We start from the raw sequence: 15,543 nt of genomic DNA on the forward strand, positions 1-15,543 counted from the left end.
TTGAATTCACTTTATTGAGCCGTGGCGTCTGGCGAGGACTGATTGATGAAGCGTATCAGCGTCGCTCTTTGGGCATTGACAATCACCAGCCTGTTCGCGGCCACGACCGAGGCCGCGATCGGCTTTCGCCAATTGACCAGCGTCTATCCCGTGGCCGTGCAACGCGGCACCACGGGCACGGTGAAGGTGCGCAGCAACTTCACACTCGACCGGGCGTATCAGGTCTTCTTCGATCACCCCGGCTTGATGATGAAACTGGCCGAGACGGCGCCGATCGACGCCCCTCTGAAAGGCCGCGGCACGGCAGGGACGCCCTTCAAATTCACGGTCGAGGCGCCGGCCGAGCAGACGCCGGGCATCTATGAAGTGCGCATCGCCACGCCGGCCGCCGTGTCGAGCGTGACCCACTTGCTGATCACCGACTTTCCGGTGGTCGAGGAGCAAACCTCGCCCAACGAAGTCACCAAGACGGGCCAGTTGGTCACCCTGCCGGCGGCCGTCTGTGGCACGGTCGAAAAGGCCGAGGACGTTGACTTCTACCGCTTCGAAGGCAAACGCGGGCAGCGGATCACGTTCAATGTTTATGGCCAGCGGGTCACGGCGGCGATTCACGACATGGTCGGCCGCGGTGGTTATCACTTGGACCCGATTATTACCTTATACGACCCGTACGGGACGGTGATTGGCCAGAACGACAACTTCTTTGGGGGCGATGCGTTGCTGGTCGCCACGCTTCCCGCCGACGGCATCTATGCGCTCGAGATGCGCGACACTCGCTATTCGGGCGACCCGCGCTACACGTATTGCATCGAGATGGCCGCACGACCAGTCGGGCTGGCCACGTTCCCATTGGCCATGCAACAAGGGGCAACGACCAAGGGGGAATTGCTCGTTGCCGGTAGCGATGAGACGAGCCCAATCGAGTTAAAGGCCGCGAAGGATGCCGCGCCCGGCTTCACCGAACGTCGCTTCGCGATCGACAAGCAGGAAGCCAATCCGGTTCGTTATCTGGTCAGCGCCGAGCGGCAGATTACCCGCGATGACAAGCCGACGGACAAGCCACTTGAAGTCGGCTTGCCCGTCGGCATCAGCGGCCGACTGGCCAAGCCGGGCGAGACGCATCAATACTCGTTCGACGCCAAGAAGGGGCGGTACTATCGGCTGAATGTCACCTCGAAGCGGCTGGGCTTGCCGCTGGACAGCATGCTGGTCGTGCTCGATTCGGCTGGCAAGAAAATATCCGAGGCGGACGATCAGCAGTACACCTCGGATGCCGAGTTGACGTTTGCCGCGCCGAGCGACGGGCGCTACACGGTGCAATTGAAAGACGTTCACGATCGGGGCGGCCCGAACTTTGTTTATCATCTGGCCATCGAGCAGGCGGGGCCCGAGTTTCAATTGCAAGGACGTTTCTATTACGCCATGCTCGGATCGGGCGTCAGCATGATGTGGTTCGCCAAAGTCGCGCGCCTGAACGGCTTTGACGGGCCGATTGAAGTACACGTCGATGGGTTGCCGGCCGGTGTCACGTACACGCCCCTCACGGTTCCGGCGGGCATGAACCATGGCGCGATGATTCTCTCGGCGGCCAAGGACGCCCAGGTGGGGGCCAGCCTGGCGCGCGTCTGGGGACGTGCGCAGGTGAAAGACGCCGATGGCAAGCCCGTGGATGTGGTCCGGCCGGCGTTGATCACGGGTGAATTGCAAGGCCAGGGGGGCGGCCAGGGCTTCTGGCCGATCAACACGTCGCTGGTGGGCGTGGTCGAGCCGCTCGATTTGACCGAGGTGGTGGCGACGCCCGACGCGATTCAACTGCCCCGCGGTGGCAAAGCCGAAGTCAAGCTGCGGATCGCGCGAAGTAAGGACTACAAGGATCCGGTCTCGCTCGAATGGACGCTGAATTACTTCACCAACAGGCTCGGCGAGCAATTACCGCCGGGGGTCACGTTGGCCAAGGGGAGCCAGACGCGCCTGGCCGGCAACACGCTGGAAGCGAAGATCGGACTCGAAGCGGCGAAAGATGCGCTGCTGGTCGAGCGCTTGCCGATTGGCGTCTTGGCCGGAGTGTCGATCAGCTTTTCGATCGACACGCTCTATTCGTCGAACCCGATCATGCTCAGCGTCACCGAGCCGTCGTCAGCCCAGCCGGCAACCAAGCCCGTCGCCAAGGCTGAGAAAAAGAAGAAGTGACCAATCGCGCACTCGCCCCCTTGCGCGACGCCGCGCAAAACCCTTCTCCCCCGGGGAGAAGGTGGCGGCGTTAGCCGACGGATGAGGGTCGCGCGTCAGTCGGGCGCGGCGATCCAATGGTTCGATGACCCTCATCCGGCCTTCGGCCACCTTCTCCCGGAGGGAGAAGGGTTTGCGCGCAATCTGTGATGATGGAGTATCTCTACTCGTGGTCGCGACACTGCCAGCGGACGACCAGCCAGGTGACCAGTTGCGCCATGAAAATGCGCAGGTGTGTCCCCTCGATACCGGTCGGAAAGGCGATGAACAACTCATCGGCCAAGATGAACGCGGAGAACAAACCTGCCCCCAAGCCAACAGCCGCGTCGATCTGCCGGTTGGCATCAGCGCGCCCCAGCGACAAGGCCGCGCGTCCGTACAGCAGCGTGGCTAACAATTCCCACGCGATCACGCCGGCGAACATCGCCCAAGCAACCGCACGAGGCCAGCCGTAGATCGAGATCGTCCTGACCACCAACTCAAAGTTGCCTGAAGCCAGCTTCCACGATTCGGGCAGCACACCGGCCGAGCGCAACGCATCGGTCACGTTCGTCAGCGTGACGATCGCGAACCAGGCGGACCAGAATCCTAGCAATATCCGCGACAACATCCGTTAATCTCCTCCGGCGGCATATCGCGGCAGCCAGCACATGCCCGACTCCGGCCGGGCAGCTTACAAATGGTTGCATGCCGCGCGGTCGCGCGCTAGTGTAACACCGCACGCCCGGCGAACCGAGAGGCTCCGCCGCGTTGAATCATACCGCCTTATTCCCAACCGAGGAGTTCGATACGTCATGCACGAAGACCTGCGCAGCCTATTGCCCAAGCTCGATTTCACTCGTCGCCAGTTCGTCGTCACCACGTTGGCCACCGGGTTCGCGCTGGCCACCCAGCCCGTGTCGGCCCAGACGATCACCACCGACACCACGGGACTCGAAGCCGGCGAAGTGAAGATTCCGGTCGCCGACGGCGAGATTCCGGCCTATCGAGCCGCGCCGGCCAAAGGGGAGGGGCTGCCCACGATTCTGGTCGTGCAAGAAATCTTCGGCGTACACGAGCACATCAAGGACATCTGCCGCCGGCTGGCCAAGCTGGGCTATCTGGCCATCGCGCCCGAGTTGTACGCTCGCCAAGGGGACGTGTCGAAGCTGACCGACTTCCAGGAGATTTTCAAAGTCGTGGGCAAGGTGCCCGACACGCAGGTGATGTCGGACCTCGACGCGGCCGTGGCCTGGGCCAAGAAGTCGGGCCGCGGCAACACCGCCAAGCTCGCGATCACGGGCTTTTGCTGGGGCGGGCGGATCGTCTGGTTGTACTCGGCCCACAACCCTGACTTGAAAGCCGGCGTGGCCTGGTACGGTCGGCTAGTCCCGCGCGGTGGACAGGCGACCGAGTTGCAGCCGAAGCATCCGACCGATCTGGCCGCTGAGCTAAAAGCACCGGTGCTCGGCTTGTACGGCGGCGCCGACGAGGGGATTCCGCAGGACACCGTTGAAAAAATGCGCGCGGCGATCAAGGCGGCGAACAAGCCGAGCGAGATTCACGTTTACCCGAACACGCCGCACGCGTTCTACGCCGACTACCGCCCCAGCTACCGCAAAGAAGCGGCCGACGACGGCTGGAAGCGCATGCTGGAGTGGTTCAAAGGCCACGGGGTCTCTTGAAGACTTTGCCACGGAGGCACTGAGGCACGGAGTTATGCACGGAGGAGAAGATTAGGGAGAGAGGGAGACAAGCCGCAATAACCAAATCCCAATGACCAAGATAAAGTTATCCTCACATTAGGACATTGAGCCACGTCCTCTGGTCATTGGTACTTGGGCATTGGTCATTCTCTTCGAACTCTCCGTGCAGATCTCCGTATCACCGTGCCTCCGTGGCGGGTCTTAGAAAGCCGGTAGCGCCGGGACCGGGGCGCCTGGCAATCGGGGTGGGCCGGGGCGCGGCGGCGGAACGACAATCTGATTGACGTCTAGCCCCAGCGGCTTTTCCAGCTCCCATTGCGCCAACAGAGCCCAGGGCGTGCCTGGGTTCTGCCGCACGCAGCGTTCGAGCAACTTCTTGGCTTCGGCCACGCGCAACAGCACCTGCGATTGTGTCGACTTGACGTTCATTGACGGCACCAGCCGAATGCAGTTGGTGTCGGCGTTGAGCATACCGCGGTTCTGGGCGACCAATTGGCAAGTCGTCACGTATTCGACGTTCCGCGCGCTCAATGCCAACAACCGGCCGCGCGTCAGATCGTACCAGGCACGCCAGCGCGGCGACTCTTCGCGCTCGTATTCGCGTTCGGCTCCTTTGAACTCCAACCGGGCTAGACAGCGCTCGATCAACTGCGCCCCGCGGGTCAGCTTGACGGTCTGCTCGGTGAACCAGAGTGGCAGATTGTTGCGAAAGTCGTTCGGTGTTTCGTAGAACGTGAAGATATTGAACGGATATTCGTCGTTCCGCTCGGTATGAAAGCGCATCACCGGCGGCAACAACGCATCGGGCTCGGCATAGGTCATCTGCACCACGTCCAGCACAGCCGCGCGCAGCGGATGGTACTTGAGCGAGTGCATGAACTCGGCGGCCGATTGATAGTCGGGCAGATACTGCCGCACTGCCTCGAAGCGGATCGGGCCGCTGTCGGCCTCGCGATCGAGCAACAGGAACCGTCCGCCGGTTTCCATCGCCAACCGCGTGAGGGCGTACGGCCCCACGCCCGACAACAACCGCTCGCGGTACAACCCGCCGTACCAAGGAATGCCCCGGGCGATTTGCGCCCCGTTGCGCGTCCACGGCAGCCGATCCGAATCGTGCCAATAAGGGAGCATCAACCGCTCGGGCAACGACGTGTCGGGCCCGCGCTTGATCGGCAATAGGAACTCGTAGCCCGTCGCCAGATCGCGATAGTAGTGGCTGCCGCGTTCGGCCCCGAACACTGCCGATGGTCCAACGACCGTGACGATCACATTCTGCTTACGGCACAGGGCGATGATCTCTTCGAGCCTGAGGATGTCGTCCCCCGACTCGTCGGTCCAGACGACAATCTGGATCGTCGACCGCCAGCGCTGGCGATAGCGGTAGACGCATTGCTCGATGGCGGTCATCACGTTTTCGAGCCCGGTTGGATCGATCGGCACCTTGGCCACCGCCTCGACCGTGCGCAGCCCGAACTGGGTGGGCTCGATCAGTTCTTGCGTGGTCGCCCCGTACGCGACCACTGCGTTCATCAGCTTGTGCGATTGCTGCTGCCGGCCGTTGAGTTCCTGATAGAACGGCTCGATGCGGGCCGCCACCAGTTGACGATCGTCGACCAGACTGAGCGAGGCGTCGAGCAGCCAGACGACCAGCAGATCGCCGTTCTCCATCTCGCGGCGAATTCCCTTCAGCACATTATCAACCGCGTCGCCGGGATTGGCCGCCTGGGTCACGCCCCCTTCGGCCGCCACCGAACGCGGACGTTCCGGCCGCTTGCTCGACGTCGCGGTGGTCGCGCTGGTGGACATCGCTTCGGCCGGAAGCTCGCGTGTTAGCTTGACGTTTTCAAGCTGGCGGCGCGGCGTCATGCTGGCCGATGCCACCACGTTGGCCGGAGTCGTCAGGCTGGGGGGCAACGGCTCGCTCAGCGATAAAGCTGGCGCCAGCGAGGGCTCGATCACCATTGTCCGGTCCGGCAGGGTCAACTCGCTGGGCGGGTCGGACAAGTCGTCAGCCGGCATCGAAGCCTGTAGCACCACCGGCGCTTGCAGCGCCACGGTCGGCACAACCCAAATGCCCAATAGCACGATCACAATCGTGTTGCTGATGGCCGACACGAGCCACGAGCTGCTGAACCGCAGCGCGTTCGCGTGACCATCGCCGGCGGCTTCGATTTCGGCGGCGTCGAGCGCAATGCTGAGCAAGGCCGCATTTTCGGTTGGCGACCAGACCGGCACGGGGTCAATCGCCAGCGCCGTTACCAGCGGCGGTGGCGTTGCAGCAGCCGGCGCGACGTAAATCGGCGGCGGGGCCACGTCGGTGAAATCATCAACCTCGGGCGGACGTGTGATCGCGGTCGGTGCGATGGTTGCCGGCTCTGGCGGAGCGAGCGCGTACATCGCCGCGGCCAGAGCCGGTTCGCCTTCGGATGATTCGCCCAGATACCCGGCCAGCAACCGATGGGACGTCACCACTTCGGCCAGCAGCGCATCGCTTTGCAACAGCCGCTGCTCGAACTCGACCACCTCGTCCGGCGCGAGCGCATTGTCCAGGTACTCGGCCAGTGTGTTGTCGTCGCACGCCGGTTCGACTTCGCTCTCGACGGAAGTTAACGCATCGGGCGCGCTCAAGCGGCGCAGACGATCGAACAACTCGCTCGCCGTGGGGCTGGCGGCGATCCGCTCGGCTAGGCCTTCGGCCTCGGCCGCGGGCAACAGCCCGTGCAGGTGTGCGAGCAAGACTCGTAGCGTGAGCCTCATCGACCGCCTCTGTCCCGAATAAGAACCGCGCGTCGCCCATCGAACGAGCACGCTCCAAGTAGTATAAGTGAGCGCTTTCAAACTGGAAACAATTGCCGCGTCGCCGGCCTGCTAGCCCGGCCGGGCGGCGACACCCCTTGCTGGAGACGCCCCATGGAAAGCCCACGCCAGGCCACGGTTCGACTGGTCGCCGAAAGCGAAGCGACCGGCCGCGTGGCCGAGATTTTTGCCGACATTCGCCGGACCAAGAACCTCGATTTCGTGCCCAACTTCTGGCGCACCTTGGCCACGAATCCGGCCCAGTTGGAGCTGGTTTGGACATCGCTCAAGACGCTGATGCATCCCGAGGCGGTCGGCCGCCGGCCGGCCCTCGACGCCACGACGCGCGAGCTGATCGCCCTGGTCGTCTCGGCCACCAACGGCTGCTCGTACTGCGTCAATTCACACACGACGGCGTTGCGCAAGCTGGGGCTGTCGATCGAGGCGCTGGGCGAAGCGCTGGCCGTGGCCGGCTTGTTCAACATGACCAACGCGCTGGCCGACGGTTACCAGGTTGAGCCCGACGTGCTGCCGCCGCTGGATGGCTAGACCGCCTGCGCTCCCCAAAAAGGTTTGAAGCGCGCGGGCTGTCGCGTTACGATGCCCGCATCCTTCCGCCCATTCCCTACCACCCACTCGCCTCCAACATCATTCCCACCGGGAGTAGATCATGCGCGTTGCACTCCGCCGCCGGTCGTTCGTCCTCGCCGCCATTGGGTTATTCAGCTTGTCAACGGCGCTTTGGCCGCAGTCCGCCCAGGCCCAAAACCAGCCGGGCGCAACACCCGTGTTCCGCGCGGGAGCCTTTGCCGCCGACATCACGCCCGAAGAACTGCCGATCTCGGTGAACGGGAACATGCGCGACGCGACGGCCACCAATGTTCATGACCGGCTCCACGCGCGGGCGGTCGTGCTCGACGACGGCCAGAACAAGCTGGCGATCGTCGTCTGTGACAGTTGCGCGATCTCGCGCGAGATCATGGACGAAGCCAAGCAGATGGCCGCGCAAGCGACCGGCATCCCGACAAGCAACATGCTCATTTCAGCCACGCACGCCCACTCGTGCCCGACTTCGGTGGCGGTGTTTCAAAGTGAACCGGATCGTAAATATACCGCATTCCTCGCCCGGCAGATCGCCAAGGGGATTCACCAGGCCAACGCGCAGCTCGAACCGGCCGAAATCGCCTGGGGCGCGGGCAACGACCCGACGCAACTGTTTAACCGGCGCTGGAAGATGAAGCCCGGCACGATTGCGCCCGATCCGTTCGGCAACACGACCGACACGGTGAAGATGAACCCCGGTCGCCAGAACGCCAATCTTGTCGAGCCGGCCGGGACCGTCGATCCCGAAGTGTCGTTTGTCGCGTTACGCGCCAAGGGTGGCCGGCCGATCGCCTTGCTGGCGAATTACTCGTTGCACTATGTCGGCGGCGTGCCACCGCTGTCGGCCGATTACTTTGGCGCCTTTGCCGAGCGGATCGGCGAGCTGCTCGGCGCGCGCGACGCCAAGCCGGCCTTTGTCGGCATGATGTCCAACGGCACCAGCGGCGACGTGAACAACGTCAACTTCACCGCCCCCGCGCCGCCGCGGCAAGAGCCCTATGAACAATGTCGCATCGTCGCCAACAGCGTGGCCCAGGCGGTGATGAAAGCCTTGCCCGAAGTGAAGTATCACGCCTGGGCGCCACTGGCCGCGCGCGAGCGCGAAATCGAGTTGGGAGTTCGCCTGCCGCGTCCCGAGGAAATCGACCGCGCCAAACAACTTGTCGCCGCAGCCAAAGAGCCGGTGATGAAGACGCTTGACGAGATTTACGCGCGCGAGACGATCTTGCTGTCGCAGTACCCGTCGACCGTGCGGAGCAAGATTCAAGCCTTGAAGATTGGCGAGTTGGGAATTGTGTCGAGCCCCTGCGAGACGTTCACCGAGACCGGACTGGCCGTCAAGCGCGAGAGCCCGCTCGGGCGGACGTTCACGATCGAACTGGCCAACGGCTACAACGGCTATTTGCCCCCACCCGAGCAGCACAAGCTAGGCGGCTATGAAACCTGGCGAGCGCGGTCAAGCTACCTAGCCGTGGACGCCGAACCGAAGATTCGCGCCACGCAGCTTGAGCTACTGCGCGAGCTGGCGAAAGGGAAATAACAAGTAGCGGATTTGCCGACGTCGATTGAGCCCGCTAGCAGACCGCGTCGCTCCCGATCCGCGTAAGTTGGCGAGCCGTTAGGCGCCTTTCTAATTCCTCATCACCGATCCAATTGTCGTCCGTGGGCAATTGGCATACAACGTGTTGACGTGGCGTCGTCGTGGTGAGGCTACCCCGCGATCGCGGGGACGATGGTATTGGATTTGGCGAGGTTCTCCATGCAACTTGGCATGATCGGCTTGGGGCGGATGGGTTCCAACATGGTCCGCCGGCTGATCGGCGGCGGCCATCAATGCGTGGTGTTCGACGTCCATCCACCGGCAGTCGCCGAGTTGGCCAAGGTGGGCGCGACTGGCGCCGCCTCGCTGGCCGAGTTTGTCGGCAAGCTGGCCAAGCCGCGGGCCATCTGGCTGATGGTGCCGGCCGCCGTCGTTGACCACACACTCGCCCAGTTGAAGCCGCTACTCGCGCCCGACGATGTAGTGATCGACGGTGGCAATTCGTACTACATCGACGACCTGCGCCGCTCGGCTGAGCTGCAGCCCGCCGGCATTCATTACGTTGACGTCGGCACCAGCGGCGGCGTGTGGGGCTTAGAACGAGGCTATTGCCTGATGATCGGCGCCGAGCCCGAGATCGCCTTGCGGCTCGACCCGATCTTTGCCGCGCTCGCCCCGTCGGTTGACGCGGCGCCGCGTCTGCCGGGACGTGACCAGGTTCCTGGAACCGCCGAGCGCGGCTATTTGCATTGCGGGCCCAGCGGGGCAGGGCACTTCGTCAAGATGGTCCACAACGGCATCGAGTACGGCATCATGGCCGCCTATGCCGAAGGGCTGGGGATTTTACATCAGGCCAACGTCGGCCTGCGCCAACACGATGTCGATGCCGAGACCACGCCGCTACAGCACCCCGAGCATTATCAGTACAACTTGAACCTAGCCGACATTACCGAGGTCTGGCGGCGCGGCAGCGTGATCGCCTCGTGGCTGTTGGATTTAACAGCCACGGCGCTGTTGAAGGACCAGCAACTCGGCAACTTCGCGGGGCGAGTTTCCGATTCGGGAGAAGGACGCTGGACCATTAAAGCCGCCATTGACGAGGCCGTGCCGGCGCCCGTGCTCAGCGCTGCTCTCTATCAGCGGTTTTCCTCCCGTGGCGAAGCGGACTTTGCCGACAAATTGCTGTCAGCCATGCGTTTTCAGTTTGGCGGCCATCACGAAAAACCAGCTAGCGGTTGAGCTTGTCCCGCAAGCGCGATAGGCTCGGCGTCAGATCAGAAGAGTTATGCCTGCAATCTTCAACGATCGGGTGCCATGCTCAAACTTCTTGTTTGAGCATGCGAGGCGCGTACCAAGCATGCTTAGGCCTTTGGGGGCTTGAGCATGGCGCCCTGTGAGAGATGAAGTCCAAGGTCAGTGCAAGGCGGCAAGAAGGATCGATCGATGGAGCACGTGCAAAGCGACGCGCTGGTCTTCTTTGGCGCGACCGGCGACCTGGCCTACAAGAAGATCTTTCCCGCGCTCGCCGCGATGAGCAAACGCGGCCACCTGAACGTGCCGGTCATCGGCGTGGCCAAGGCGGGCTGGAACCTGGACCAACTCAAGGCTCGCGCGCGCGACAGCCTGGAAAAGCACGGCCTCCTGGAAGAGGGTTTGTTTAGTCACTTGTGCGAGCTGTTGCGCTATGTCGACGGTGACTATCAAGACCCAGCCACGTTCCAGGCCCTGCGCAAAGAACTGGGGGACGCCAAGCACCCGGCCCATTACCTGGCGATTCCACCCAAGATGTTTTCGGTGGTGGTCAGCCAACTGGGGCGTTCGGGCTGCGCAACCGGCGCGCGGGTAATCGTCGAAAAGCCCTTCGGCCGCAGCTTGGAATCGGCTCAGCAACTCAATTCGACGCTCGTCACCAACTTCGACGAGCACTCGATCTTTCGCATCGATCACTACCTCGGCAAAGGTCCAGTGCAGAATCTACAGTATTTCCGCTTTGCCAACATGTTCCTGGAACCGATCTGGAACCGGAACTTTGTCGAGCACGTGCAGATCACGATGGCCGAGGACTTTGGCGTCGAGGGACGAGGCGCGTTCTACGAAGAGGCCGGCGCGATCCGCGACGTGGTGCAAAACCACTTGCTGCAGGTGCTGGCCAACGTGGCCATGGAAGCGCCGGCCATGGCCGACAGCGAATCGGTTCGCGACGAGAAGACCAAGGTGCTCAAATCGATCAAGCCGCTCGATGCCGAGCACGTGGTCCGCGGACAGTTTCGCGGCTATCGCCAAGAGCGCGGCGTGGCCCCCGACTCGCACGTCGAGACGTTCGTGGCGTTGCACTTGGAAATTTCCTCGTGGCGCTGGGAAGGAGTGCCGTTCTACATTCGGGCCGGCAAACATTTGCCCGTCACGTGTACCGAGGTGATGGTGACGTTCCGCCGGCCGCCGGCCATTTGGACGGCGCTGCGCCCGGCGGCGACGGCGTTCCGCTTTCGGATCAGCCCCGACGTGGCGATTGGCCTGAGCGCGCTGACCAAGTCGCCGGGGGAAGACATGGTCGGCGAACGGATCGAACTGATCGCCGCCAGCCGACCGCAAGGCGACGAGATGGACGCCTATGAGCGGCTGCTGACCGACGCCATGCGCGGCGATCCCAACCTGTTCGCGCGCGAAGACTACGTCGAGCAAGCCTGGCGGGTCGTCGAACCGGTGCTGGGGAACGTGACGCCGATTTACCAGTACGAGAAAGGAACGTGGGGCCCAACCGAAGTCGACGAGGTCACGCCCCCCGGCGGCTGGAAAAACCCCGTGGTGGGGTGAGCGAGAATCATCTCTCCTCCCGAGGGAATTGGATGAGACCCGAAAGCGATTGAGCCACGAAAGCCGAAATCAACGTGACTTCAGACTCACAAGCTATTGACCAACTTGGCCGCGATGCACTGTCGCTCGTGACGCCGGGAAGCACGATCGGCCTCGGCAGCGGCCGGGCCGCTGCGGCGTTTATTCGGGCGCTCGGCGAGCGTGTTCAGGCCGGGCTGCAAGTCCGCGGGCTGGCCACGTCCCAGGCGTCGGCGACGCTCGCCGCGCAGTATGGGATTCCGCTGGTGACGTTTGACGAGGTCGCCACGCTTGACATCACCTTCGACGGCGCCGATGAAGTCGATCCGCAAGGGGATCTGATCAAGGGCTACGGCGGAGCGTTGTTGCGCGAAAAGGTCGTGGCCACGAACTCGCGGCAGTTGGTGATCCTGATCGGCCGGGAAAAGCTGGTTCCCAAGCTCGGCACGCGCAGCAAGCTGCCGGTCGAAGTCGTCCCCTTCGCCGTGCCCACCACTCAGCGGGCACTCAACAAGCTGAGGGTGACGTTCGAGATTCGCTTCGCCGCAGGCACGCCGCTCGTTACCGATAATGATAATTTGATCCTCGACTGCCACATTGGCCAGCTCAATCAGCCCGAGGGACTGGCGCAAGCGATTCTGGCCATTCCCGGCGTGGTTGAAACGGGGTTCTTTCTGGGCATGAATCCGCGGGTGCTGGTCGCGAAGTAATGGCCGTTTCGCCGCGGAATTCGGCACGTGGGCGCGAGCCTCTCGATGCGGTATTTTGTAGTGCGCGGCTCGGCGCCAACCCTTCTCCCCCCGGGAGAAGGTGGCGGCGCTAGCTGCCGGGTGAGGGTCAAGCGTCAAGCTCGCGCGGCGCGTTTACCCTCCCCCAGCCCCTCCCTGAAAGGGAGAGGTGTTTGTCGTTCGCACTTCGCGCCGCTCCGACAGTTCGAAGCACCTACTGATTCCTCATCACAAGGACCGCACCTGTGGCACGATCTCCGCTGGCCGGCAAACCTGCGCCCAAGGAACTGTTGATCGACGTCGCCAAGCTTGAACGCGAATACCACGAGCGACGCCCCGACCTGGCCGACGCCACGCAACTGGTATCGTTCGGCACCAGCGGCCATCGCGGCACGCCCGGCAATGGCACGTTCACCGAGGCGCACATCCTGGCGATCACGCAGGCCATCTGCGAGTACCGCCAAAGCCAAGGGATCAATGGCCCGCTCTACATGGGCAAGGACACCCACGCCCTGTCGGCCGCCGCGCACCGGACCGCGCTCGAAGTGTTGGCCGCCAACGGCGTCGAAACCGCGATCGACAAAGACGACCAGGTCACCCCCACGCCGGTCGTGTCGCGGTTGATCCTCACCCACAATCGCGGCCGCAAGACCGAGTTGGCCGACGGCATTATCATCACGCCGTCGCACAACCCGCCCGAAGACGGCGGCTTTAAGTACAACCCGACCAATGGCGGCCCGGCCGAGTCGGAAGTGACCAATTGGATTCAAAACCGGGCCAACGACATCCTCCGCGGCGACAATAAAGCCGTGAAGCGCGTGCCACTGGCGGCGGCGCTCAAGGCCTCGACCACGCACGGCCAGGACTTTGTCACGCCGTACGTGTCGGACCTGAAGCTCGTGATCGACATGGAGCGGATTCGCGCCGCCAAGCTCAAGCTGGGCGTCGATCCGTTGGGCGGAGCGGCGTGGCGCTACTGGGAACCGATCAACGCCATGTACGGGCTCGACATCCAGGTGCTGAACACCAAGGTCGACCCGACGTTCTCGTTCATGAGCGTCGACCACGACGGCAAGATTCGCATGGACTGTTCCAGCCCGTGGGCCATGGCCGGCTTGCTGGGACTGAAAGACAAGTTTGATGTCGCGTTCGCCAACGATCCCGACGCCGATCGGCACGGCATCGTCACACCGTCGGCCGGGCTGATGAACCCGAACCATTACCTGGCCGTGGCGATTCAATACTTGTTGCAGCACCGGCCCCACTGGCCCGCGAGCGCGGTCGTTGGCAAGACGCTGGTTAGCAGCACGATGATCGACCGGGTCGTGGCCCGCTTGGGGCGCAAGCTGTGCGAAGTGCCGGTCGGGTTCAAATGGTTCGCGCCGGGCTTGTTCGACGGCAGTTGCTGCTTTGGCGGCGAGGAAAGCGCCGGCGCAAGCTTCGTCTGCCGCGATGGTTCGGTCTGGACCACTGACAAGGACGGGCCAATCATGTGCCTGTTGGCGGCCGAAATCACCGCCGCGACCGGCAAGGATCCAGGCGTCCACTTCCAAGAGCTGACTAAAGAGTTCGGCATGCCGTTCTATACGCGGATCGACGCGCCGGCCACACCGGCGCAGAAGAGCGCGCTGCAGAAGCTCTCACCCGAGCGCGTTCGTGATACGCAACTGGCCGGCGAGCCGATCACCGCCAAGTTGACCAAAGCGCCGGGGAACAATGCGTCGATCGGCGGGCTAAAAGTCACCTCGACCAACGGCTGGTTCGCGGCCCGACCGTCGGGTACCGAGAACATCTACAAGATTTACGCCGAAAGCTTCAAAGATCAGCCCCACCTGGACGCGATCGTAAAAGAAGCGCAACAGATCGTGACCGCGGCCCTGACCGCGGGTTAAATCGCGCGAACCCGACACGCCGATTGCGCTCTTATGCGATGTCCCTGTTTCGCACTACTGGCCCCCGGTCACTGACCGGGGGCTAAAGGCCCTTTGGCAAACGCTCGCTCCCCCGACAATCATCCATGTCACGCAGCACGTCCTCCGCCGGGTTGATCTTTGCTTTGGCGGCGTACGGCCTGTGGGGGTTGATCCCGCTGTACTTCAAAGCCCTGGCGGGCATCGCGCCGTTCGAGGTGCTGGCCTACCGCGTCGTCTGGTCGTTCGCCGTGCTGGCGGTGGTGATGACGGCGTTGGGGCAGTGGCGCGAAATCAAACCGTTGGCGACCAATCGGCGGACACTGGTGCTGTTGCTGCTGAGCACGTTGTTCATCGGCGTGAATTGGCTGACGTTCATCTATGCCGTCGATCGAGGCCAGGTGCTGCAATCGAGCCTGGGCTACTTTGCCACGCCATTGGCCAACGTGTTACTGGGCGTGGTGTTTCTTGGGGAACGGCTGCGTGGGGTGCAATGGGCTTGCTTCACGCTGGCGGCCGCGGCTCTGGTCGCGCCCATTTGGCTCGTCGGCGCGGTCCCTTGGATCGCCATTACTTTGGCTGTGTCGTTCTCGCTCTATGGGCTGATGAAGAAGCTTGCGCCGGTCGGCGGGCTGCCGGGACTCACCGTCGAAACTCTGGCGCTGACGCCGGCGGGGCTGGCCTACCTGGCGTGGCTGCCCGCCGAAAGCACCACGGCCAACGGGACGGGCGAGCACGCGCTGTTGGCGCTGAGCGGTGTGGTCACGTCGGTGCCGCTGTTGTTCTTTGCGGGCGCGGCCAAGCGGTTGGAGATGAAGACGCTGAGCGTGGTGCAATACCTGGCGCCGAGCGTGCAAATGCTGCTGGCCGTGTTTGCCTTTGGCGAGCCGGTCTCGCTGGCGCGAATCACCAGCTTTCTGATGATCTGGGCGGCCATCGCCGTCTATCTGCTCGATTCCTACCTGGTGCGACGCCGGCGGCCCGAGTGGTTGCCCGCGACCGAGTCCGAAGTTACGCTGCCGGTGGAAGAGACCGTGTAGTGCAGGGGATTCGGTAGGTCAGGCCTTGGCCTGACATCGTTGTGCGCTCTACTGTCACTTCTCGCTTGCTCTATCGCGCGGTTAGAAGTGCGCTGACAGTGGACGGCACAATCTTGTCAGGCCAAGGCCTGACCTACGGCAAAACCAAGAGCGGATTCCAATGCCTGTTCAACATCGCTT

11 protein-coding genes are annotated in these 15,543 nt (G+C 63.2%); 9 read left to right on the forward strand and 2 right to left on the reverse strand.

What is annotated here, in order from left to right; translation table 11 throughout:
- The first annotated feature begins 45 nt into the window (after positions 1-45).
- On the forward strand, positions 46-2,190 hold the full coding sequence (locus JSS27_14445; protein MBS0210144.1) for a PPC domain-containing protein: 2,145 nt from the start codon (positions 46-48) through the stop codon (positions 2,188-2,190).
- 202 nt (positions 2,191-2,392) lie between these two features.
- Here JSS27_14445 and JSS27_14450 read toward each other — a convergent pair whose 3' ends face one another.
- Positions 2,393-2,839, reverse strand: a complete 447-nt coding sequence (locus tag JSS27_14450; GenBank protein ID MBS0210145.1) for a hypothetical protein — start codon at positions 2,837-2,839, stop codon at positions 2,393-2,395.
- A gap of 184 nt (positions 2,840-3,023) precedes the next feature.
- Here JSS27_14450 and JSS27_14455 point away from each other — a divergent pair, with 184 nt between their 5' ends.
- The gene (locus JSS27_14455; GenBank protein ID MBS0210146.1) at positions 3,024-3,893 is read left to right on the forward strand and encodes a dienelactone hydrolase family protein; all 870 of its coding nucleotides are present in this window, start codon (positions 3,024-3,026) and stop codon (positions 3,891-3,893) included.
- 222 nt (positions 3,894-4,115) lie between these two features.
- Here JSS27_14455 and JSS27_14460 read toward each other — a convergent pair whose 3' ends face one another.
- Positions 4,116-6,671 carry a VWA domain-containing protein gene (locus JSS27_14460; protein MBS0210147.1) on the reverse strand — a complete coding sequence of 852 codons (2,556 nt, stop codon included), beginning with the start codon at positions 6,669-6,671 and terminating at the stop codon, positions 4,116-4,118.
- A gap of 153 nt (positions 6,672-6,824) precedes the next feature.
- Between JSS27_14460 and JSS27_14465 the strand changes: the two genes are divergently transcribed.
- The 7 genes from JSS27_14465 (at position 6,825) to rarD (ending at position 15,363) form a co-directional block, all read left to right on the forward strand.
- Complete coding sequence (locus tag JSS27_14465) at positions 6,825-7,259, forward strand: carboxymuconolactone decarboxylase family protein (GenBank protein MBS0210148.1); 435 nt, start codon at positions 6,825-6,827, stop codon at positions 7,257-7,259.
- Positions 7,260-7,380: 121 nt separating this feature from the next.
- A complete protein-coding gene (locus JSS27_14470) occupies positions 7,381-8,853 on the forward strand; it encodes a neutral/alkaline non-lysosomal ceramidase N-terminal domain-containing protein (GenBank protein ID MBS0210149.1) in 1,473 nt (490 codons plus the stop codon).
- Positions 8,854-9,072: 219 nt separating this feature from the next.
- Positions 9,073-10,092: a decarboxylating 6-phosphogluconate dehydrogenase gene (gene gnd, locus JSS27_14475; GenBank protein MBS0210150.1), complete on the forward strand. Its 1,020-nt coding sequence runs from the start codon at positions 9,073-9,075 to the stop codon at positions 10,090-10,092.
- A 204-nt stretch (positions 10,093-10,296) separates the two neighbouring features.
- On the forward strand, positions 10,297-11,667 hold the full coding sequence (gene zwf, locus JSS27_14480; GenBank protein MBS0210151.1) for a glucose-6-phosphate dehydrogenase: 1,371 nt from the start codon (positions 10,297-10,299) through the stop codon (positions 11,665-11,667).
- A gap of 74 nt (positions 11,668-11,741) precedes the next feature.
- Positions 11,742-12,395 (forward strand): ribose-5-phosphate isomerase RpiA, encoded by a 654-nt coding sequence (gene rpiA, locus JSS27_14485; protein MBS0210152.1) that lies wholly within the window; start codon positions 11,742-11,744, stop codon positions 12,393-12,395.
- Between the two features lie 263 nt (positions 12,396-12,658).
- Positions 12,659-14,305 carry an alpha-D-glucose phosphate-specific phosphoglucomutase gene (locus JSS27_14490; protein MBS0210153.1) on the forward strand — a complete coding sequence of 549 codons (1,647 nt, stop codon included), beginning with the start codon at positions 12,659-12,661 and terminating at the stop codon, positions 14,303-14,305.
- 125 nt (positions 14,306-14,430) lie between these two features.
- A complete protein-coding gene (gene rarD, locus JSS27_14495; protein MBS0210154.1) occupies positions 14,431-15,363 on the forward strand; it encodes an EamA family transporter RarD in 933 nt (310 codons plus the stop codon).
- The last annotated feature ends 180 nt before the right edge of the window (positions 15,364-15,543 follow it).

Source organism: Planctomycetota bacterium (genome assembly GCA_018242585.1).
Taxonomy (GTDB): domain Bacteria; phylum Planctomycetota; class Planctomycetia; order Pirellulales; family PNKZ01; genus JAFEBQ01.

What these genes read in the sequence shown, in the direction of transcription:
- gnd (MBS0210150.1), top strand. Translation starts at nt 9,073, where the DNA reads ATGCAACTTGGCATGATCGGCTTGGGGCGGATGGGTTCCAACATGGTC.
- zwf (MBS0210151.1), top strand. Translation starts at nt 10,297, where the DNA reads ATGGAGCACGTGCAAAGCGACGCGCTGGTCTTCTTTGGCGCGACCGGC.
- JSS27_14445 (MBS0210144.1), top strand. Translation starts at nt 46, where the DNA reads ATGAAGCGTATCAGCGTCGCTCTTTGGGCATTGACAATCACCAGCCTG.
- JSS27_14465 (MBS0210148.1), top strand. Translation starts at nt 6,825, where the DNA reads ATGGAAAGCCCACGCCAGGCCACGGTTCGACTGGTCGCCGAAAGCGAA.
- JSS27_14470 (MBS0210149.1), top strand. Translation starts at nt 7,381, where the DNA reads ATGCGCGTTGCACTCCGCCGCCGGTCGTTCGTCCTCGCCGCCATTGGG.
- rarD (MBS0210154.1), top strand. Translation starts at nt 14,431, where the DNA reads ATGTCACGCAGCACGTCCTCCGCCGGGTTGATCTTTGCTTTGGCGGCG.
- JSS27_14455 (MBS0210146.1), top strand. Translation starts at nt 3,024, where the DNA reads ATGCACGAAGACCTGCGCAGCCTATTGCCCAAGCTCGATTTCACTCGT.
- JSS27_14450 (MBS0210145.1), bottom strand. Translation starts at nt 2,839, where the DNA reads ATGTTGTCGCGGATATTGCTAGGATTCTGGTCCGCCTGGTTCGCGATC.
- JSS27_14460 (MBS0210147.1), bottom strand. Translation starts at nt 6,671, where the DNA reads ATGAGGCTCACGCTACGAGTCTTGCTCGCACACCTGCACGGGCTGTTG.